This is a genomic window from Cellvibrio sp., from assembly GCF_039207905.1.
In the GTDB taxonomy this organism is placed as follows: Bacteria; Pseudomonadota; Gammaproteobacteria; order Pseudomonadales; family Cellvibrionaceae; genus Cellvibrio.
The window spans coordinates 211,010-232,633 of record NZ_JBCECX010000002.1; the positions used below are offsets into that span (position 1 = coordinate 211,010).

Here is a 21,624-nt window from a genome sequence, read left to right on the forward strand (position 1 = left end):
CACGAAATGGTTAGGGTGATGGCAACATTTGGTTTGAATCAGATAATTCCAGTTTCACAATACGGCGGCTACACATCTCTGCTTTGCTACAATCCAGATTTGAGTTGATCAGGACGCGGCTGCTATCTATTTTTAAATGTTGCACCAGAAATTGTTTGGCGTTGAGGCTGCGGGCGGCGGCGAGTTTGGCTAGATCGTCCTCGGTGACCTCTACTGTTTGCAGCCAGCGCTCATATTTTTCATCTGCCGATGCGTTGCGGTTATGTTCGATATCCAGTTTTTTATAATGCTCATCAATAACATCCTGCCATTGCTCGTTCTTGGCTTTGATATCAGCGTTGCTCAGCCCGCTCTCTAACAAGATGGGCTTGATGTGCTCCACCTGTATGCCGCGATAGTCGGTTTTCTGATCGTAAAAACCGCGCAATTCGATACGCAACTCTGGCCGTTTGATCATCGCTTCATTTAGCGCATTGAGTTTGCGGGTAGCGGTAGCAAGTAACCGAGGTGAGCCAGAGTTGAATGGCAAGTAGCCTAAATCTTCTTTGCTTCCGACAAGATTGGCGAGCAGCTTGAATGGGGATTTAATAATTTTATTCAGCGTGTTGGAAAACGCCGCGCGCACAATTTTGCCCATATCAAAGTTGGGATCATTTGGGTTGCCGCTGACATTGATGTCGAGGGTGGCCACGCCATTGGCATCCGTAATTAATGCCAGGGCTAAGCGCAAAGGTACATCCATGGTGTTGGCGTTTTCTACGCGGTCGCCCAACTGCAGTTGATCCATTTCAATATGGTTGTCACCGACAATCAAACCTTTATTCAGGCGATAGTGCAAATTAGCGCTCAGCAAACCGCGTTCAATTTTCCAGCCGGCATAAGTGCTTGAGTAACCGCTGAAATTACCCAGGTCGATATTTTCAAAATTCAGTTGGGCATCCAATTGTGGCTGTGCAAGAAAGGGTTGAGTTTTGCCTTGCAAGCTAACCGGTGCATAACCATCCACATCACCATTGAATTTAAATTGTGCTGGTTTGCTATTGTCGGAGGAGAGTTCGTTCAGGGTGCCGCCAAAGTTTTGTACCACGGCGACAAAGTTAGGCATTAAGGATTCATCGTGAAAGCGGAATGATGATTCTTTCAGAATAAATTTATGCAGGGCAAATGCCCAGGGCTTTTCCTCTGCTGCGGGTGTTAGTTGTGCGGCATCCGGTGTAGCAACAGTGACTGGAATAAGCGTTTCAAAATTGGTTTTCCCTTCGCTGGTGATAATAAATCGACTATCTAATCCGCTCGCTTCGAGTAGTGGAACATCAATAGTTTGCTCAACGATATCGATCTGCGCATCGCTCCAGGTAAGGCTGTTGCCGGTTAATATTTCCTGGGCGTCTGCGAGTGGTCCAACCTTAAGATCCGTAACTGTTCCCTGGCTGATAATTTGTACTAATTCTGCGTTGCGAACTTTCCATTCAGCATTAGTTGCCATCTGGCCAGTAAATATATCGGCTTTTAGGTAGGGCGCGGTCAGTGGTTTTAGTGTGTCGATTGGAAAGGCCTGTAAACTGGAGGAGAAATCACCATCCAGCGAATTCATATTGAAGCTGCCATCAACTGATAAGGTGGATGTTTCGTCAATAGTTGCTGAGGCCTTTAGCGGAGCCGGTGTTGTGCTGCGGCTATCAATTTTATTTGCTGATAGATTTAACTTACGAACCTTAAAGGGGTGATTATTTAATTCCCCCGCCTTCCAATCAACGGCAGCGTTATTGACGGTTAGGGTGTTTATTGCAAACTCCCAAGGTGGGCTGGCGTCGCTTGATGGTGTTGTGTTCTTAAGTGCGAACGCGCGTGCGAGACCAGTATCGCCGCCTTGATTCCAGCTGCCTAATTGCAATCCGTCTAGCTGAACGTTGGCAATGCTAATTAATTGATTGCGGCTCGCTGCAGATACATTTTTTACTTGCAGTTTCGCGAGTGATAGCTCTGCATTGCGCGCGTCTTTTTTGCCGCTGCGTAATTTGGTATTGGTTAGTGATAATTCGGCTTGTTTAATCGACCAATTGAAATTGTCTTTCCATTGCAAATCAAATTGGCTTTTACCATTGAGTTTTGCTGCTTCCAATGTGAAATTCAGATCGCTTTTAAAATATTGCCATACCGGCAGTAGGTTGATATTGGAGAGCAATAACTCGCCTTGGGTATTGTCTGCATGCAGCTGGCCGGTAATCGTCAGCTCGCCTGTCTCGGTTTTTCCTGCGTGGAAATTGTAGGTTTGGTTTTGATTGGTGGCAGTAGAAAAATTGTTGAGTGTGAATTGAATATTTTCCAGGCGCGAGTGAAATGCTGTCGATTGTTGTAAGTCGCTAAACTCAAATGTAGCCGAGCTGAGTGCAATGTTATTGATCGCTACTGCAATTGGTTTTTCGGCAGGTGTTGATGGTTTTGTTGTGGTCGAAGCGAGCGTTTTTTGGTGTTGTAAAATATCTTCAAAATTCCACTTTCCGTTTTTAACAATTTGCGGATGCAGGAATAACTTATCAATCGCTATCTCATCCAGGGTGTAGGATAGGTGCGCGAGTGATTGCAGGAGCGAAAGGTTCAGTGTTAGGCGATCGGTTGACCAGAGCAGGCTGCCGTCTGGGTTATTGTCCTGCAGATTGCGCGCGGTAATTGCGAGGTTAAACGGGTTGAGGCTGACCAGCCCATGTTCAAGGTTGCGTCCGGTCTGTTGCTGGTAAAGCTTCCCTAAACCCCAGGTGAGCAGAGGGCTGATTACCAATACACAAACCAGTAGGTAAGCGAGATATGTGTAGCTGGCCAAGCGGATAAACCGATGCTGGAAAAGCGGCCTGATGAACGCTTTCATCCTATCTCCTTCAATGCTTGATTGTTCCGGTGCTAGATGGGGAATCTAGCACACTTACTGGTGGTGCGAGGCTAATCTGTCTGGCATGCGCGCTAAATTTTCAGCTTAGGCCTTTTTCACAAATTCCGACTTCAGCATCATTGCGCCTATGCCATCCACTTTGCAGTCGATGTCGTGGTCGCCTTCTACCAGACGGTTAATTTTTACTTTGGTTCCCACTTTCAGCACCGAGGAGGAGCCTTTAACTTTCAGATCTTTTATCAGCGTCACAAAGTCGCCATCGGCTAACAAATTACCGTTGGCATCGCGCACGATAAGGGCATCTTCACTCTCTGTCGCAGATGCATTTTTTGACCATTCATGTGCGCATTCCGGGCAAATAATTAAGTCGCCGTCTTCGTAGGTATATTCGGATTTACATTTGGGGCAGGCGGGAAGTGTGCTCATAAATACATCTTTTGATTAGAGGAATTGTGTCGCTTTCTGTGTGCCGGAAAGTGTACAGGGTAAGTGTTGCGGAAGGTTGATCAGTAATAAATTGTAGCTGGTAAAAACGAGTTCTTTTACTCCCCCATCCGTCGATGGGGGAGTAAAAGAGGTGGTGTTGCTATTTCTTTTTCATCGCCTGTTGCAGCAGGGCGCCCATGCTGCCCATTGCTGATGGAGCCGGGTTGTTTTTCTGCGCGGCGCGTTGTTGGTTTTGCGATTGTGGACGCTCGCCGCCTTTCTTTCCTTCTACTTTCTCACCCGGCGTATCATCCAAACGCAATGACAGAGCGATACGCTTGCGCGGTACATCTACTTCCATCACTTTGGCTTTGACGATGTCACCCGCTTTTACTGCTTCGCGCGGATCTTTAATAAAGTTGTGCGAGAGCGCGGAGATGTGTACCAAACCATCCTGATGCACGCCGATATCCACAAACGCACCGAAGTTGGTAACGTTGGTGACAGTGCCTTCCAGAATCATACCGGGAACCAAATCGGTAATTTCTTCCACACCTTCCTGGAATTGCGCAGTCTTGAATTCCGGGCGTGGGTCGCGGCCGGGTTTATCCAATTCTTTGATGATGTCGGTCACAGTAGGCACACCAAATTTTTCATCGGTGTAGTCTGCCGCTTTTAATCCGCGCAGGAATGATGAGTCGCCAATCAAGCCTTTAAGTTCACGGGTGTTTTTCTGTGCGATTTTTTCTACCACGGAATAGGATTCCGGGTGAACCGCGGAGGCATCGAGAGGATTATCACCGCCAGCGACGCGCAAAAATCCCGCCGCCTGTTCAAAGGTTTTTTCGCCAAAACGTGGGACTTTTTTCAGCGCAGCACGCGAACTAAAAACACCGTTCTGGTTGCGGAACTCAACGATATTATTCGCAAGGGTGGTGTTCAATCCGGATACGCGCGCAAGCAGCGCTGCCGAAGCGGTATTAACTTCCACTCCCACCGCGTTCACACAATCCTCAACTACAGCGTCGAGCGAACGAGCCAATTGCGATTGGGAAACGTCGTGCTGATATTGGCCGACACCAATAGATTTTGGATCGATTTTTACCAATTCGGCGAGTGGATCTTGCAGACGGCGTGCAATTGAAATCGCGCCGCGAATAGTTACATCCAGATCCGGAAATTCTTTTGCAGCAAATTCTGATGCTGAATAAACCGATGCGCCTGCTTCGCTGACAATCACAGTGCTGGCTTTAATATCGGTGTGTCTTTTCAATACATCTTTGGCAAATTTTTCAGTTTCGCGCGATGCTGTACCGTTACCAATCGCAATCAAACCGACGTTATGTTTGTTGCATAGGTGTACCAAAATTGCTTCAGATTCTGCAATTTTACTCAGTGGTGGAGTTGGATACATCACACAGTGATCGAGCACTTTACCGGTCGCATCAACTACGGCAACTTTTACTCCGGTACGCATACCAGGGTCGAGGCCGATAGTGGCTTTTTGCCCTGCAGGTGCTGCGAGCAGCAAATCTTTTAAATTGGATGCAAATACTTTAATCGCTTCTTCTTCGGCTTTTTCACGCAGCTCGCCGAGCAGATCAGTTTCCAAATGGGTGAGCAGTTTTACTCGCCAAGTCCAACGCACTACCTCAGCCAGCCAACCATCAGCAGCGCGGCCTTTGTCTTTCACTTGCCAGTGATCGGCGATCATGGTTTCGCAGGGATGCCCTACCTTGGATTCTTCATCGCCCACTTTAATGGTGATACTCAGTACACCTTCATTGCGCCCGCGGAACATTGCCAGCGCGCGATGGGATGGAACGGATTTAAGTGGTTCATCGTGTTCAAAATAATCGCGGAATTTTTGTACTTCTTGTGAGGTATCAGTTTCTTTTCCGGTGGCAACGCGTGCAGTAAAGGTGGCTTCTTGCGTTAAGAAATGACGCAGGCGACCGAGCAACTCAGCATCTTCACTGAATTTTTCCATCAATATGTATTTAGCACCGTCGAGTGCAGATTTCGCATCATTAATGCTGTGCTCGGCGTTGAAGTATTTTGCTGCTTCCACTTCCGGTGCGAGAGTTGGATCAGCCAACAGCGCTTCAGCCAATGGCTCAAGGCCTGCCTCGCGGGCAATTTGGCCCTTGGTGCGACGCTTGGGTTTGTAGGGGAGATACAAGTCTTCCAGACGGTTTTTGGTATCGGCGATCTGGATTTCGCGCTCCAATTCCGGGCTGAGCTTGTCCTGTTCGGCGATAGATTTGAGGATCGCCGCGCGGCGCTCTTCCAATTCCCGCAGATAACGCAGGCGCTCTTCCAGGGTACGCATTTGGCTATCGTCCAGCCCGCCAGTCACTTCTTTACGGTAGCGGGAGATAAAGGGCACGGTCGCACCTTCATCCAGCAGCCCTACGGCGGCGCTAACTTGTTGTTCCTGAACGTTTAATTCGTCGGCAATGCGTTTGGCAATACTGGGTAAGCTGGTCATAGAAGAAATGCTCGTGTTGCGGCTTGAATCGGAAAGGGCACCATTATCCCCAAAATGAGGGCGCCTGCCAGACTTGTTTTTAGCCGGTGTTTATGAGCGGAAAAAGAATATTTTGCCCTCGGTGAATCTGTTTCCGCCTCACTTGCGTCTGACCCAATAACGGCGCGGTGACTGAGCTGATGAATACCGCGATTCATCGATATTAACGGATGTTTTTTCACGAACGCATTTAACTCTGGAAGGGAGCTGGACATGAAATTATTAACAGGCTTGGTGGTATTGCTAATGGCCGGCTCTGCGGCCGCGCACAACTCGTGCAATCTCGATCTGAATGGCGGCTTGCGTATTACTGAGAATGCCATCGAGTTTTATGAGGATGATCGATCGATTTATAAAATCGTTGACGACAAGCATCTGGAAGTAAGAGGAAAAATACAAAAGCTCACCAGCGCGCAGCAATCCTTGGTTGCAAATTACGCAAACCATATTCGCGCAGCAATTCCTGAAGTGAAGGGCTTGGCGCTGGATGGGATTGATCTGGCGATTGAAGGTGTGGTGTTGGTTTTTGATGGTTTGTTGGGGGAGAAAAATAAAGTCTCTGCGCAGCTAACGACCGAGCTGACCAATTTGAAGGGCGATATCAATCGTCATTTTAACTCGGGTGCGGCGATCAGTTTTAATCGCAAAGAAGGCGATAACACGACTGACTTGTTGGGCAAACAATTTGAAACCCGCTTGGAACGCATTGTGGAAACCTCAGTGCAGGAATCAATTGGCAGTTTGATGTTGGCGGTTGGCAAAGAGTTTTTGTCATCGGGTGGCAACATGGATGCCTTCGAGCGCCGTATGGAAAGATTCGGTGAAGAAATGGAATTGCAAATGAATGCGCGCGCAGTACAGATGGAAGCGCGCGGCGAAAAATTGTGCAATGCGATGGTGGAGATAGATAGCATTGAAGAGCAATTAAAACGTTCTATTACCGAGCTTGAGTCATTTAATGTGATTAAGGTAAGTGAGCAGGAAATGCATCTGGCCCATCAAGTAAATAATCACTAATCATTACCTGTATTCATAGGTTTTCTTTAATTTATTGAGTTAGATATTCAGGAGATTGTTATGTTTATTCGCGCTGTAACAACGATAGCTTTTGTTTCGCTGCTTGCACCGGTTACATTGGCTGAAACCATTGCCAAAACTTACCCGGTAAAAAACTTTACCGAGTTTGTATCTGGTGGCAATACCACGGTCGATATTATTCAGGATGGCAGTGAATATTTGCGCGTTGAAGCCGATGCAGAAGTGATGAAACGGGTGAAGGTGGATCAAACCGGTAATCGTGTGAGTGTGTGGGTGAAGAGTGAAGGAAATTTTTTTGGTTGGTTTGGACACGGCAATGATCCGGTGCGCGTTACTTTGCGCGTAAAACAATTGGATTATCTGGAAATATCTGGCGGTTCACACGCGAAAGTGGGTGATCTGCAAGGAGAAAAATTCCATCTCAATGTCAGCGGAGCAGGTAATGTTGATTTTACCAAGTTGAATGCAGCTGATTTTAAAGCAGATTTGTCCGGTGCAGCGAATGTGCGCATCGACAGCGTAAATAGTCAGTCGCAAAATTTCGATTTATCCGGCGCTTCCAATACTAATATCAAATCTGCTAGCAGCAGCCAAAAGCTGCGCGTGAGTGCAAGCGGTGCCAGTAATTTCCGTGGCAAAAAACTCACTGCCAAAAATGCAGACCTCGAAGCCAGCGGCGCATCCCATGTTGAAGCTGCCGTAACTGAAACGTTGAATGCGAATGCAAGTGGCGCATCCAGTGTTGATTATTACGGCAACCCAAAAGCAAAAACGGATTCAAGCGGCGCCAGCCATGTAAATGCCAAGTAAGTGAATTAAAACTTACTGCATCAGTTGCAGTAAGGGCACCAATAACAGTTTAGTGAAATGGAATTATTGGTTTAAAAATATGACGCTGCACATTTTTAATTGACGAGAAAATGTGCAGCATTTTGTTTTGGTCTTTTTCTTGCCCCATTCCTCCGTGCTATTTGATTTTTGATCATGTTAAATCAGTGGTGAGTAATATTGTGGTGCATGAATTGCTGATTTTGCACAAAAATGGAGTTGGTGGGTTTATTTTTCGTGCCTCACATGCGTTCACTATTGTGAACGATGGAATTATTTTGATCACAATTGGTGCTAAAAAATTGAGTAAATTTTAAGATATGTAAATTGCGTTAATGAAATGTATTTTTATTGATTAAAAAATAATATTTGTAGGTTTTAACCTGCTGAAATTACAGAAGAAAATTCTGCCTTGCATTGTCTTGGTGCCATCCCCTCTGCGTTTGACAGCATTAATGATGAATCTCTATTGTGCACGCCGGACAACGTTGTCTATCGGTGATTTTATTTCATCTATGGTTGTTTTTATTTCAAGGGGCACCTCATGTTTAATAAGCTTCGCAGTGCAATAAGAGTCGCTAATAAAGCGGCCATAGTTTATGGATCAGCAGCAACTTTGCTGGTTATGGGTGGGCACGCATTTGCCCAGGAAGAGTTGGAAGAAGTTGTTGTTCAAGGTGTGCGTGCGGCTCAGGCTAGTGCGGTTAACACCAAGCGTGATGCGGCATCTGTAGTGGATGGCATTTCCGCGCAGGATATTGGCAAGCTTCCCGATGTAACTATTTCTGATTCATTGCAGCGTATCCCTGGTATTCAGGTGGAGCGTACGGCAGGGGAAGGTGGTCCGGTACAGATCCGCGGCCTCGCGAACGTGGCGACCTCGTTAAATGGTGAGACGTATCTGAGCGCAACGACCATCGACAGCTCGGGGGCAGATTTTGGTGATTTGCCATCGCAATTATTCTCTGGTGCAGATGTATACAAATCTCCGCTCGCGACGCTCACCACCTTGGGTATTGCCGGTACAGTTGAATTAAAAACCCGTCGCCCATTTGACCTTGAACAAGGTTGGACTTTTTCCGGTTCGGCAGAGGTTGACCAAGGCTCCATCAGCAAAGAATCAGATCCAACCGTAAGTGGTTTGATTGGTTGGAATAATGCAGACTTCGGATTTGTGTTGAGTGCTGTTACCACCGAGAAAAATCTCGCATCCAATTACAATGGTTATTTTGATTCATCTGAAAATGGCGGCATAGGTGCAACATTTAACAATCATTATTCTGGAACTCCACCAGTAAATGCTGATATTTATCACGTTTCTCCACAAGGTTTTGGTGCATTCCACAAAGTGGAAGAGCGTCAGCGCGATGGTATAAATGCATCTTTCCAGGCGCAATTGACTGACGGTATTGAATTGGTTGTTGATTATTTCTATAGCGATCAAGAGCGTTACAACCGCCGCGCCGGTTTCTCGATGAACAACCGCTGGCAAACATTTAGCGATTACTTGTACGTGCCGGATGGAAAATTCCTGGATGAAGAATTCACCATGATTGGCGATGACGGTGAGGTGCAAAACTGGCGCACCGCTAACGCGTTTGAGGTGAATCCTTATCGCTTGCAATCTTTCTCGCAAACCAACGTAAACCTTGAAGAGTCAGAGAACACCAATATCGAATTGAATTTTGATAACGGTGAGGCGCTTACCGGCCAAGTGCGTGCAACTCACGCAACCGCTTCCGCGCAAATGCTTCACGGTTACACCGAAGGCGATATGTTGAGTATCGACAAGGGTTCATTGGTCACTGGGCCTGGTGGTTTGGTTGCGTCCAAATATTGCGGTGAAAATGATGTGGCCGTCGGTGACCTTGGTGGTTGCTATGCTGCTTTCTCTCCTGGTGGTATCGAGGACCCTGATTTTATTTTGTCTTACGACGCCTCTGGCAAGCATCCGGTATTTGGCGGCTTTGATCAGGTTGTGACTGGTGGTCAGGGCAATAAAACTGTTGCGGAATACATGGCGAGCATTGATTCCTATCATGTGGGTGCGTTCGCCTCTGAAGGCAACACTCGCGATGAAGGTGAGCTGAGTACTTTAAGCACTAAATGGAACTACGCGTTTGATGATGCGCCGTTTATCACCAGCGTAGATTTCGGTGCGCGTTACAGCGAGCGTAAAGTTGATCACCAGGTCTATGACCTATTCAGTGATTACGCCGATACAGGCTGTTCAGCCTTGTATAACGCAGTGGATCAATTCGCGGGCACGGCCGAGTGTGACCCCAATTTGCCGCAGGGTGAGATGGTCAACGGCGAGTTTGAAAATTACTCATTGATGCCGCCAATGCGCAGTGATCAATACAACGATGTGATTTGGGTGGATGATTTCGGCCCAGCCAAAGGTATCCCGGGGGTGTGGGTGGCAAACCCGCGCATTTTCGATAACACCAAAGCCTTCCTGGCCACCATTTTTGGGCCGCAGCGTGAAGTTATCCATCCAGGTTCTTCCTATGACGTCGGCCTAGATGAGCTGAGCTATTTTGGTCAGGTGAATTTCGCGGCGGGTGATCTCACCGGTAATTTGGGTGTGAAGGTTGTTGAAACTGATCTCTATGTGAAGCAAAACATCGTAGGTGGATCGGTTCCACACTCGGGTGCCAGCTATGATATCGGTGACGAAATAACCAAGCGTAGCTATACCGATGTATTGCCAGCGCTGAACCTTTCTTACGATCTTACCGATGATTTGAAAGTGCGTTTTGGTTACGGTGAAACTATGCAGCCACTTAATCTGCTCTCATGGGGTGGCGGTAAAACGGTAGGTCGCGTATTTAACGAAGAGTGCCAGTGTATGCGCGTACTCTACGGCAGCTTGTCGGGCAACCCCGAGCTTGATCCAACGCGCGCGGACAACACTGATCTCTCTATTGAGTGGTATGTGGGTAATAGCTCGGTGTTGAGCGCTGGATTGTTTAACATCAACATCGACAGCTTCCTCTCTTCAGGTCGCGTCATGATGGACGAACCGGATGAGGATGGCGTTAACCGAGGTCCTCATCCATTCACGTCACCCGTACAAGGTGAAGGCGGAAAAGTTGAAGGTCTGGAATTGGCGGCCAAGGTTGCGTTTGCTGATTTCACCGATGGCTTCCTGGCGAACTTCGGTGCGGACGTAAACTACACCCTGTCTGAAAGTTCGCAGGATGGTGTTGGTGAGGGTGAACGCGATCTGCCATTCCCGAACAACTCCAAGCACACCTACAACCTGGTTGGCTGGTTCGAGAATGACACCATCTCTGCGCGCCTTGCTTACAACTTCCGTTCTCCGCGTTTGATTGCGCGTGGTGGCTACGAACTTGGTTATCAAAATCTGTATCAGGATGATTACGGTCAGCTCGACCTGAACGTCACCTGGAGCGTAACCGAGAACGTGGATCTGTACTTGAACGGTGCCAACATCACTGAAGAGTTCCAACAAACCTATCTGGAACACAAAGACCAAAAAGCCTTCCAGAATATCTACGAAGCGCGTTGGTCCTTGGGAGCTCGTACCACTTTCTAATTCAGGGTTATCGCATTGGATTAGTGGTTAAAGGTAAAAAATGCCGCAGACATGAAAATGTCTGCGGCATTTTTATTTATGGCGGACGCAATTTTGGGGGATTGCGTTAAGTTGTTATGGTGTTATAGTTGTCTATAACAGTGTGGCATTACCAATATAAGCTTAAGGAGGGTGGGAAGATGGTTGATGATCGTGGTTATGCGGTGGCGAAATGGCAGCTGCATTTGTTGCGCGCTATGTATTTATTGATTGCGGTTGGATTGGGGTTAACGATTTGGCCATTGGTCATCTCCCCGGAAGTGCGAGTGGCCGATCCGCATTCCGTTATTCAATCTATATTGGTTGCCTTTTCTTTGCTCTCCCTGGTGGGCGTACGCTATCCGCTGCAAATGCTCCCGATTCTATTGTTTGAATTGATTTGGAAAACCTTATGGGTGTTGGTATTTGCGCTGCCAGTGTGGTTGGGCGGCGGGCTTGATGAATATGCCACTGGTGTTTTGTTTGCCTGTGGTATGGGAGTTGTGTTAACACCGCTTGTTATTCCTTGGCGTTATGTTTTCTCGCGAAATCGTCTAATAAGAATTTAATCGGGAAAAGCCAAGATGGATGACCTAAATAAAAATATCCAAACCTACGTAAAATATTTAGGTTTGGCATATTTGACATACACATTAATTGGGTTGATGAATACCTTTTTGCTGAAACCCGGCATTTATAATGTTGAAAATTTTATCGATACAGTTGACCGCTTCAGAATAGCCCAAGCGCTGGATTTAATAATGTATTGCGTGGTTATTGCGGCCTCTTGGGCATCCTATTTAATAGCCAGGGTTGTGAACAAAGACATCGCATTGCTCGCATTTCTTTTTAGGTTTGGTGAAGGCCTTCTGGGGTGTGTGGCGGGAATGGTTATTTTAATGCCATTAATATTACTGAAAGACGATGCTGCCTGGCCTGCATTTGGTGCTGACCAATTGCGTACACTTGCTGCGATGTTTATGAAACTTAGCGGTGCAATGTGGAACATTCTTTTTGTATTAATGGGCGTTGGTGCGTTAATTTTTTTGTATTTATTTTATGTATCAAAATACTTCCCCAAGTGGCTTTTGTTGTGGGGCTTTTTTACCTATGGCTCCATGGTTATCTTTGGGTTAACAAAAATCATGGTGTCCAATCCCCCTGAACAAATGAAGCTGCTTATGTATCCCGGTGCACTGTTTGAACTTGTCTTTGGCTGTTGGTTGTTGGCAAGAGGCTTGAACAGAAGTGCTCTTGAAAAAGTGAGTTAATAAACGAAAACTTAATCTTTTTGATGGGTTTTGGTTTTACATTATTAGCGTACACCCGCAAGTTGCAACGTGAGATGTAAATTTAAATGAATTGGAATGATGATCAGCCTATCTACCGACAGCTGCGCGAAAAGATTGTTGCGCTGATATTGTCGGGTACATTTAAGGAAGGTGAAACCTTGCCCTCAGTGCGGCAAGTCGCCAGTGATTATCAAATCAATCACATTACGGTTAGTAAGGCGTATCAGGAGTTAGTGGATATGGGCTTGGTAGAGGCGCGGCGTGGAATGGGAATGTATGTATTGCCCGATGCGCAACAAAAATTGCACAACATGGAAAAAGAGAAATTTATTTCCACCGAAGTGCCGGCATTATTGGTGCGTATGCGCCAGCTAGGCATTAGCAAAAAAGAATTGATCGCCGCCCTACAGGCTGCACAAGGAGAATAATGTGGATTACCTAATCAGTGCAAAAAGTGTGAGCAAGCGCTACGGCAAAAAAGTCGCGTTGGATAATATTGATTTGCAAATCGGAGCAGGAAAGGTTGTCGGTTTAATTGGCCCTAATGGTGCGGGTAAAACGACTCTGTTGAAGGGGATCTTGGGACTGGCTCCGGTAGATGGTGAATTAACAGTGCTGGGCATGAATCCCCAGCGCGATCGAGTAAAGTTATTGGAGCGCGTTTCTTTTATTGCCGATACCGCTACCTTGCCGCAGTGGATTAGCGTGCGAGAGTTAATTGCTTATACTGAAGGTGTACATCCGCGTTTTAGCCGCATCCAATGTTTAAAATATCTCGCAGAGACCTCCATTACATTGACCGATAAAGTCAGATCGCTCTCCAAAGGTATGGTTACTCAACTACATCTCGCCTTGATTATGTCGATTGATAGTGAATTGCTGGTATTGGATGAGCCGACTTTGGGCTTGGATATTCTCTACCGCAAACAGTTTTATGAAAACTTGCTAAATGACTATTACGATGCGCAAAAAACTATTTTGATTACCACGCATCAAGTAGAAGAAATCGAAACTATCCTGACGGATCTGGTATTTATCAACCAAGGCAATATTGTGCTGGATGCAAGTATGGAACAAGTCGCCGCGCAATATGTGGAGCTGCACGTTGACGCCAATTACAAAGAGCATGCGTTGGTACACAACCCGATTCACAGTCGTCGCTTATTAGGTGGTTTCAGCATGTTGTTTGAACCTAATGAGCAACAGCGTGAATCACTGGCGCAGTTGGGTAAGATCACTACGCCGAGCTTAAGTGAATTATTTGTAGCAAAAATAAAACCACAACATATAGCGAAGGAGATTGCGTGATGTTTGGAGCACGTTTGGCAGTACAGTTGCAGCGTGAATACTGGGAGCATCGTGGCCTATTTTTATTGTTGCCTTTAGTTTGTGTGTTGTTAGTGGCCGGTTTTTGGGTGTTGGCGGTTATCAGCGACCCATCCATTTCGCAGCCAAGGGGCTCAAGTATCAACGTGCTTGATCCTCAGATTCAGGAAATTTTAAGGCTCGATCCATCAACAAATGAATATAAAGTCAATTTCGAAAGTAAAAAAGTAGTTGGTTTTATCATTGCCTTGCAGCAATTTATGGGGTGGTGGTTTTTCACTGCCGTCAGTGTGTTTTTAACCCTGTATTACTGCTCATCATGTTTGTTTGCTGATCGCAAAAGTCGCGATATTTTATTTTGGCGCTCCATGCCTGTAAGTGAATCTTTTAATGTTTTGATTAAGTTGGTTGTGGCAACGGCGAGTGTCCCCCTGTTGACCTTGTTGATGAATACGCTAACGAGCATGTTGCTGCTACTGGTGGTTTGCACATGGCTAGGTGACCTGAGTCAATTTGCTGCAGCGTTGAAATCGCTATCAATGCTGGGCAGTTACTTTCTCGGAAGTGTCGGGTTGGTGCCGCTAATACTGCCTGTGTTTGCCTGGGCAATGCTGACTTCGGCCTACACTAAAAAATCGCCCTTTTTAGCGGCGACTTTTATTCCGTTGATCCTGTTATTTGCCGACCGTTTTCTTAACAGTTTTATGGGAATCAATATTCATGTTTATGAATTGGTAAAAGCCTACTTTCATACTATTGCTGATGTTATGCATATGTCGTTTGGCGATGCCGGTAATGGTTATGTGAGTTTTGCGTTTAACTACTCTGCTGATGTTGCTATCTATGGTGTGATTGTGGCTGTCTTGCTTGGTGCGATGATATGGCTGCGCAACAATCGCTACGAAATTTAATCTCCCATTTATTTCATCACCCTTTAATAGAAGTTAATTTTGGAAAAAATAATAAACCTTTAAGAAGAGAAATATGAGGGATATTACAAGCAATTATCAAGCGGATACGCCAATACCGGGCACTAAAGCATTGGCACTGGGGATTTCTGGTGCAGTTATGGGATTATGGTCGCGTCATATTTAATCCTTTCTAGTGGCACGTCCGTTAGCTAATTATCGCGACTTTTTAATCGTTTCGGCTTACTCATGAGGACTGGCTTGCCTCGTGTTGAGTTGGTGTGTATTGCAACATTAGGTATTGTTTGTTGTCGAAGTATTGCGCTACCACGACGGGGCGACATCTTAATCCGCATATGGCTCGATAAGAAGAGGGGAATATCAATGATCAAACGCTTTTCCGTGTGTTGCGGGCAAGTTATTGTTTGTTGTGCGCTGATATTATCCCCTCGGGTGTTGGCGGATGGGCAAGCTGATCTTCGCAATGCGCTAAAGCAATTACAGTCAACCAAACCTATAGCGGTTAACGCGCAATTTAAGCTGGTTGGTAGCAGTGGCGATCATGACGATTTGATAGAGCACGAAGGCGTCATTAATTTACGCCTTGAGGATGGTGCTGATGGGTTGCGTGCTATTTATTCTCCCCAATTGATTGCACAATTACACGCCGAAGAGCTGGCCAAGGTTGAAGATGAAAATGTAAAAAATTCGGCACTCAACGCAGTAGGGCAATTTGAATATTGGGAGTGGCGTGAGCTGCTTTATCCTGCCGCACAATTGGAGCTGGCTTTGGCTCGCTCTCAATTTATTGAAGAAAAAGTCGATGAGCGAAATGGAAAACAGGTGCGTCGATTAAAATTCAGTATGCCGCACGATAAGATTGATAAAAAATATCGTAAATACATTAAAAAATATAAAAACCATTTGTTGGTTTGGGTTGACGAAAATGGCGTACCCCTAGCCAGCCAAATGATCGAGAAAGGATCGGGTCGCGTGTTTATCGTGATCAGCTTTCAATTTGAAAATGAAAGTTACACTGAGTATCAGCAGCAGGCTGGTCATTTGCTTGTGGCGACGCGTGATGTAAAAGAAGCAACCTCCGGCACAACGATGCAAAGTCGGCGCCATTTCACCTCTACTGTAACCCCGGTGGCAGTTTCTCCTACTGCTAAATAATCAACAGCGGAACCTCCCGCTGCTTATTCGGTCATAATCGCCAGATCTGGCGGCTCTTGCTAATTCCGCTTTAATCCTTCGCATTCGCCCTGCGTCAGCTTGTGCGGATAACGCCAAATTCTGCTAGGCTTTGCCCCACATCAGAACCAACTCTAACTCTTAAAGGGAACTACGCTATGTTAAAGCGCTACTCGTCCTATGCTTTCAGTTTACTGTTGCTAGGCGGAATCACTTTGGTGGGCTGCGAGTCCACTACCAGCCCTAAACCGGTGGCACAAAATCCCGAACAAGTCACCATCATCAAAAGCCCGAATGATGATCGCCAATATGCGGCGCTGCTATTACCCAATGGTTTGCAGGTCGTGCTGGTTTCTGATCCTACTCTGGAGAATTCTGCCGCGTCGATTGCGGTTGGTGTTGGCAGCGCACACAATCCAAAAGAGCAACTGGGGTTGGCGCACTATCTTGAGCACATGTTGTTTTTAGGCACCGAGAAATTTCCCGAGCCAGATGGCTTTATGAAATATACCCAAGCCAACGGCGGTATGACTAACGCTTTTACGGCTTATGATAAAACCAATTATCTGTTCCAAATCAACGCCGGAAAATTTGATGAGGCGCTGGATCGTTTTAGCGATTATTTTAAAAAGCCAACCTTTGATCCGCATTTCAGTGATAAGGAACGCAATGCAGTAAATAACGAGTGGTCGCTGCAAAAAGCACAGGACGGTTGGAATTTATTTGCGTTGCAAGGTTTTACTGCAAACCCGGAAAACCCGAGTGCAAAATTTAATATTGGGAATCTGGATACATTGCAAGATAAACCTGGCTCCGTATTACAGGATGAGCTGAAAGCATTTTATGATCGCTACTATTCAGCCAATATCATGAAGCTAACGTTGGTAGGAAAACAAACCCTGCCGGAATTAAAAGCGCTGGCTGAAAAACATTTCTCATCTATCCCGAATAAAAATGTCACCTTGCCTGAAGTTACTGTGCCGGGTCTAACCAAAGCGCAAATGGGCAAAAGTATTCATTACAAACCTATCAAAGATTTAAAAGTGCTCTATGTAGATTTTCCTGTGAAATCCAACAAGCAGCAGTGGCGTTTGAAACCTAACGAATATGTACGCAACTTAATTACCTCGGAAGAGCAGGGCACTTTGGGTGAACAATTGCGTAGTAAAGGGTTGGTGAAAATGGTCACCGCCTACGTTGATGCGGAAGGTTATGGCCCCGATGGGATTTTGCGTGTACAAGCAGAATTAACCGATGCAGGTTTGAAGCAACAAGATGAAATTCTTGCCGCTATTTTTTCTTACATTGATTTGATCAAGCGCGATGGATTGAATCCAAATTATTACCGCGAGCTTCAGGCAATGCGCGCTAAAGATTTTGCGAATGCATCCAAACCTGAGCCATTGGATCAAGCGGTAGAACTGACTACATTGCAATTCGATCTGCCGATTGAAAATCTACTGAATGCCGGATATGTGTACGAACGTTACGATGCGAAAGCAATCAGCGATTTGCTTGCGCAGCTCGATGAGCGCAATGCGCGTGTCTGGTATGTGAGTCCCGGTGAGAAAGCCGATACTCCCATTCCTTTCTTTGATGGTAAATATTCTATCCGCGATATCACAGCCGAAGAGTTTGCTCGCTGGGATTCGCTGGCGAGTAAGCACACTTTTAATTTGCCGCCGCTTAATGATTTATTTACCGATAAGCCCGCGCCAATTGTCGATAACCTTTATTTAAAACCACATCAGGTGGTGAGCCAGCCAGGTGTTGAGGCTTATCTGACACACCCGGAATTTTATCGTGAAGACAAAGGCCAATTTGCGGTGCAGATCAACGTGGACTTTGCTGAAAAATCACCTAAAGAAATCGTGTTGTCTCATTTGGTAAACGATATCTACAACAAGCAAACTATGACCTTATCGGATCGCGCTGCACGTGCTTCGCTTGGTGTTTCTACCACTGTGATGGATGCCCACTCCCAAGGAGTGTTTGTTTCTGGCTACACCACCAAGCATCCGCAGTTGCTACAAAAAATGTTGGAAGAGTTTGTGGCTTTGGATATCACCGATAAAGCCTTCCATGAGGCTTTGGATAGCTATCAGGAAGCCTTGGCTAACAGCAAAAAGAATCACGTATATCGCCAATTGTTTGGTCATGCCAAGCGGTTGACTGGCACTGTGCAGTGGCAGGAAAAAGATTTGGCCGCAGCTGCGCAAAAGATTTCCAAGGCAGATGTAGTGGCCTATCACGCAGCAATAAAACGCGATCCGTTGTTACGCATTTTTGCGGTGGGTAATTACACCGAAGCGCAAGTGAAAGAGATGTCTCTCGCCGCTGCCAAGGTACTACCGGGTACTCGTACACCAGAAAAACGTAAGATCAATAGCTACGTAACGCCTGCACCAGGTAAGGCAACTAATTTTAGCGATGATGTTGAATTAGCAGATAGCGCCGTGTTGCAAGCTTGGTTTGGTAACAAAAAATCGGATGATGAGCAGGCACAGCTGGCGGTGTTAAATGCGTTGTTTGGCAATGCCTTTTTTATGCAGCTGCGCACCCACGAGCAATTGGGTTATGTGGTGACCAGCTTTAATTATCCGGTCGACGATATTCCTGGTTTTGTTATGTTAGTGCAAAGTTCCAATACCGATTTGCCGGGAATAAAAAATCGCATGGATAAATTCCGTCTAGATTATCTCGCTACATTGAAGGCAACGGACGCGGCAGAAATTGAACAGGCAAAACAGGCAATGATCGCTAACGTATTGCAAAAGCCAACGGATTTTTACGCGGAAGCAGGCCTGTATACCGGTGAGTTTTGGAATGCCAAATATAAATTTGATGGTCGCGACCGCTATCTGGCAGCACTGCAAAAAGTGACCAAAGAGGATCTGGTCAAGATTTATCAACAGTTGCTGCTGAATGACAAATCTGGCAAAGCACTACTGCAATTGCGCGGTACCAACTTCAAAGCTAAGCCATTTGCGCCGGCAAAATAAGTGAGAGTGAGCCTTTGCTGTGTATTTGCGAGGGCTCACTGGTTTAAAATAACCGTCTTATTTCTGGTCTTATAGATTGCGAGTAGGTGAGCCATGAGCGAACAAAGTGATGACGATCTGTTCTGGGGATTGGTGGAAAAGTTTCTCGATCAGGCTAACGATGCCTGTGATGACGCTGATCCGGGGATTGTCAGTGCGGCATTGATGAACGCAGCGGCACGGTTCAATGCCTATGTTGTTGCCCAAAGCTCGCTCGATAAAAATGAGTTTGCGGAAGATGTGGAAGGTACTACTAATTACCTGTCTGGTCGGTATCGCGACTTTTTGAAAGAGCATATGGAAGACTACAGCGAGAATTACACCACCCTGATTGGTAACCGGGAGCTACCAGAGGAGTAGATAGCCTCTCGAATCGAGTTAATAAAAAAGCAGCTACGGCTGCTTTTTTTATTAACTCGCATTTCCCGCGCTTAATAAATAACTGTAAAGCGTATGGGTTTTCGTCAAAAAGGAGTTTATTTTTTGTCTAGTATACAAGTATATTGTTTTGCTCAAATCCGATTAATAACGATAAAAGCTAATCTGCTATGAAAAACTCCAGACGATTCAATCAGCAATTATTACTTCTTATTTGCTTGCCGTTCCTTGCCCTCCCTGCGCTTGCCGATGTAACTCTGCCTCGCTTGTTGAGTGATGGTGCGATTCTCCAGCGCGATAAACCCCTTATGATTTGGGGCTGGGCGGATGAGGGGGAAAAAGTTACTGTCAATTTTGCGGGCAAAGAGAAATCAACATCTGCAGTCGATGGCAAATGGAAAGTAACTTTTCCTGCGCGCAAGGCAGGTGGCCCTTATGAATTAAAGGTTAGCGGTAAAAATCAAATTACCCGCACCGGTATATTGCTCGGCGATCTGTGGATTGCGGCGGGGCAATCCAATATGGAATTGCCGCTCAAGCGGGTGAAGTACCAATATCCCGGTTTGATCGAGTCTACCCGACTGCCAAATATCCGCGAGTTTAATGTTCCTGTGGTTTACGCATTTAAAGGACCGCTTGAGGACTACACTCAGGGGCAATGGAAAACCGCTACGCCGGATAATCTCGAGAACTTTTCTGCGGTAGGTTTTTTCTTTGCGCAAAAAATTTATGCACAAACCAATGTACCGGTTGGGCTGGTTACTATTCCTGTTGGCGGCTCGCCAATTGAGGCCTGGATGAGTGAGTCTGCGCTGCAAAAATATCCGCATTATTTGGCGCAGCTCCAACCGTTTAAGGATGATAACCACGTAAAAAATACCATCGTGAAAGACAAAGCGAACAGTGACCAGTGGTATAGCGATTTAAATGCGGCAGACGTTGGTTTAAAAAATAAATGGTCGCAAGCTACGCTTGATACTGCGCAGTGGAAAACGTTACAGGTTCCTGGTTTTCTGAAAGCGCAGGGCAGTGATTTTACCAAAGGCGCAGTCTGGGTGCGTAAGACGATTGAATTGACGCAAGCGCAGGCTGCAAAAAAAGCAGTGCTTTGGCTAGGTGCAATCGTTAATGGTGATGAGGTATTCGTGAATGGACAATCCGTTGGGCAAACGGGGTATCAATATCCTCCGCGTATTTATACTGTACCTGCTGGCCTGTTAAAAGCGGGCAAAAACTCTATTGCTATCCGTCTCACAAGTTACTCCAGCGATCCCGGATTTGTGGAAGATAAACGCTATGCATTGATGCTCGGTGATTCAGCGTTTGGGGCCGGATATTCCGGTGATGAAGAAATTTCGTTGCGCGGTGAATGGCAGTATCAAGTCGCAGCGCGCATGCGCAATATGTTACCAACGACTACCTTGCATTACATTCCGGCTTCTTTATTTAATGCGAAGTTGGCTCCCGCATTGCCGCTGCAGGTGAAAGGCGTGTTGTGGTATCAAGGCGAATCCAATGTGGATCGTGCAGATGCTGATGGCGTGCATCGTGAACCCGCCGGTCAATGTGCTGATAAAACCTGTGCGGCGGTGACCTCGGAATATCGCTATCTATTGGAGGATTTAATTAGCGATTGGCGCGGGCAATTCAAGCAGTCCAATCTGCCATTTATTTATGTGCAATTAGCGAATTTCCTGCCTGCTAATTCACAGCCAGTTGAAAGTAAGTGGGCGCAAGTGCGTGAGGCGCAGCGGCAAGCGCTTGCGGTAAAAAATACGGCCATGGCGGTGGCGATTGATGTTGGTGAGTGGAATGATATTCACCCCTTGAATAAGCAGGCTGTGGGCGAGCGTTTGGCGCTGGGAGCAATGAAGGTGGCATTCGGGAAAAAGTCTTTGCTTGCATCGGGACCTACATTGCAGAAAATCAAAGCAAAAGATGGTGCTTTGGAGTTGGTATTTACGGATGTGGGGCAGGGGTTGGATATTCGCGGTGGTGAGTTGAAGCCGATTGCGGTTGCTGGTGCGGATAAAAAGTTTGTCTGGGCCAAGGCGGAAGTGAAGAAGAACAAGCTGGTGGTGCGGGCTGATTCGGTTGCTGAGCCTAAATGGGTGCGTTATGCATGGGCTGATAACCCTGAGGGGGCAAATCTGTATAATAGCGCCGGTCTGCCTGCATCGCCGTTTGAGGCCAGTG

Annotated in this window: 15 protein-coding genes; 12 read left to right on the plus strand and 3 right to left on the minus strand. The window is 46.3% G+C overall.

Features of this window, described 5'->3' with window-relative positions:
- Positions 1-10: 10 nt before the first annotated feature.
- The 3 genes from AAGC78_RS01965 to AAGC78_RS01975 form a co-directional block, all read right to left on the minus strand.
- Complete coding sequence (locus AAGC78_RS01965; protein ID WP_435782346.1) at positions 11-2,866, minus strand: DUF748 domain-containing protein; 2,856 nt, start codon at positions 2,864-2,866, stop codon at positions 11-13.
- A gap of 105 nt (positions 2,867-2,971) precedes the next feature.
- Complete coding sequence (locus tag AAGC78_RS01970; protein WP_435782347.1) at positions 2,972-3,313, minus strand: zinc ribbon domain-containing protein YjdM; 342 nt, start codon at positions 3,311-3,313, stop codon at positions 2,972-2,974.
- Positions 3,314-3,473: 160 nt separating this feature from the next.
- Positions 3,474-5,804, minus strand: coding sequence for a Tex family protein (locus tag AAGC78_RS01975; RefSeq protein WP_435782348.1), 2,331 nt, complete (start codon positions 5,802-5,804; stop codon positions 3,474-3,476).
- Between the two features lie 252 nt (positions 5,805-6,056).
- Between AAGC78_RS01975 and AAGC78_RS01980 the strand changes: the two genes are divergently transcribed.
- The 12 genes from AAGC78_RS01980 to AAGC78_RS02035 form a co-directional block, all read left to right on the plus strand.
- Positions 6,057-6,860 carry a DUF2884 family protein gene (locus tag AAGC78_RS01980; protein ID WP_435782349.1) on the plus strand — a complete coding sequence of 268 codons (804 nt, stop codon included), beginning with the start codon at positions 6,057-6,059 and terminating at the stop codon, positions 6,858-6,860.
- Between the two features lie 60 nt (positions 6,861-6,920).
- Positions 6,921-7,691 carry a GIN domain-containing protein gene (locus tag AAGC78_RS01985; protein WP_435782350.1) on the plus strand — a complete coding sequence of 257 codons (771 nt, stop codon included), beginning with the start codon at positions 6,921-6,923 and terminating at the stop codon, positions 7,689-7,691.
- Positions 7,692-8,253: 562 nt separating this feature from the next.
- A complete protein-coding gene (locus tag AAGC78_RS01990; RefSeq protein WP_435782351.1) occupies positions 8,254-11,271 on the plus strand; it encodes a TonB-dependent receptor in 3,018 nt (1,005 codons plus the stop codon).
- Positions 11,272-11,450: 179 nt separating this feature from the next.
- Positions 11,451-11,858: a hypothetical protein gene (locus AAGC78_RS01995; protein ID WP_435782352.1), complete on the plus strand. Its 408-nt coding sequence runs from the start codon at positions 11,451-11,453 to the stop codon at positions 11,856-11,858.
- A 15-nt stretch (positions 11,859-11,873) separates the two neighbouring features.
- Entirely contained in the window at positions 11,874-12,560 is a 687-nt protein-coding gene (locus tag AAGC78_RS02000) for a DUF4386 domain-containing protein (RefSeq protein ID WP_435782353.1), read from the plus strand.
- An 86-nt stretch (positions 12,561-12,646) separates the two neighbouring features.
- Positions 12,647-13,009 (plus strand): GntR family transcriptional regulator, encoded by a 363-nt coding sequence (locus AAGC78_RS02005; protein ID WP_435782354.1) that lies wholly within the window; start codon positions 12,647-12,649, stop codon positions 13,007-13,009.
- 1 nt (position 13,010) lies between these two features.
- The gene (locus AAGC78_RS02010) at positions 13,011-13,889 is read left to right on the plus strand and encodes an ABC transporter ATP-binding protein (RefSeq protein ID WP_435782355.1); all 879 of its coding nucleotides are present in this window, start codon (positions 13,011-13,013) and stop codon (positions 13,887-13,889) included.
- Positions 13,889-14,818, plus strand: coding sequence for a hypothetical protein (locus AAGC78_RS02015; protein ID WP_435782356.1), 930 nt, complete (start codon positions 13,889-13,891; stop codon positions 14,816-14,818). The genes AAGC78_RS02010 and AAGC78_RS02015 overlap by 1 nt, the downstream gene beginning before the upstream one ends.
- A gap of 276 nt (positions 14,819-15,094) precedes the next feature.
- Positions 15,095-15,991, plus strand: coding sequence for a hypothetical protein (locus tag AAGC78_RS02020; RefSeq protein ID WP_435782357.1), 897 nt, complete (start codon positions 15,095-15,097; stop codon positions 15,989-15,991).
- A gap of 176 nt (positions 15,992-16,167) precedes the next feature.
- Positions 16,168-19,011: an insulinase family protein gene (locus tag AAGC78_RS02025; RefSeq protein ID WP_435782358.1), complete on the plus strand. Its 2,844-nt coding sequence runs from the start codon at positions 16,168-16,170 to the stop codon at positions 19,009-19,011.
- A 93-nt stretch (positions 19,012-19,104) separates the two neighbouring features.
- Positions 19,105-19,410 (plus strand): DUF3144 domain-containing protein, encoded by a 306-nt coding sequence (locus AAGC78_RS02030; protein WP_435782359.1) that lies wholly within the window; start codon positions 19,105-19,107, stop codon positions 19,408-19,410.
- Between the two features lie 188 nt (positions 19,411-19,598).
- Positions 19,599-21,624, plus strand: a 2,026-nt coding sequence (locus AAGC78_RS02035; RefSeq protein ID WP_435782360.1) for a sialate O-acetylesterase, incomplete at its 3' end; no start/stop codon positions are given.

What these genes read in the sequence shown, in the direction of transcription:
- AAGC78_RS01965 (WP_435782346.1), bottom strand. Translation starts at nt 2,866, where the DNA reads ATGAAAGCGTTCATCAGGCCGCTTTTCCAGCATCGGTTTATCCGCTTG.
- AAGC78_RS01975 (WP_435782348.1), bottom strand. Translation starts at nt 5,804, where the DNA reads ATGACCAGCTTACCCAGTATTGCCAAACGCATTGCCGACGAATTAAAC.
- AAGC78_RS01970 (WP_435782347.1), bottom strand. Translation starts at nt 3,313, where the DNA reads ATGAGCACACTTCCCGCCTGCCCCAAATGTAAATCCGAATATACCTAC.
- AAGC78_RS01995 (WP_435782352.1), top strand. Translation starts at nt 11,451, where the DNA reads ATGGTTGATGATCGTGGTTATGCGGTGGCGAAATGGCAGCTGCATTTG.
- AAGC78_RS02030 (WP_435782359.1), top strand. Translation starts at nt 19,105, where the DNA reads ATGAGCGAACAAAGTGATGACGATCTGTTCTGGGGATTGGTGGAAAAG.
- AAGC78_RS02005 (WP_435782354.1), top strand. Translation starts at nt 12,647, where the DNA reads ATGAATTGGAATGATGATCAGCCTATCTACCGACAGCTGCGCGAAAAG.
- AAGC78_RS01980 (WP_435782349.1), top strand. Translation starts at nt 6,057, where the DNA reads ATGAAATTATTAACAGGCTTGGTGGTATTGCTAATGGCCGGCTCTGCG.
- AAGC78_RS02000 (WP_435782353.1), top strand. Translation starts at nt 11,874, where the DNA reads ATGGATGACCTAAATAAAAATATCCAAACCTACGTAAAATATTTAGGT.
- AAGC78_RS01985 (WP_435782350.1), top strand. Translation starts at nt 6,921, where the DNA reads ATGTTTATTCGCGCTGTAACAACGATAGCTTTTGTTTCGCTGCTTGCA.
- AAGC78_RS02025 (WP_435782358.1), top strand. Translation starts at nt 16,168, where the DNA reads ATGTTAAAGCGCTACTCGTCCTATGCTTTCAGTTTACTGTTGCTAGGC.
- AAGC78_RS01990 (WP_435782351.1), top strand. Translation starts at nt 8,254, where the DNA reads ATGTTTAATAAGCTTCGCAGTGCAATAAGAGTCGCTAATAAAGCGGCC.
- AAGC78_RS02015 (WP_435782356.1), top strand. Translation starts at nt 13,889, where the DNA reads ATGTTTGGAGCACGTTTGGCAGTACAGTTGCAGCGTGAATACTGGGAG.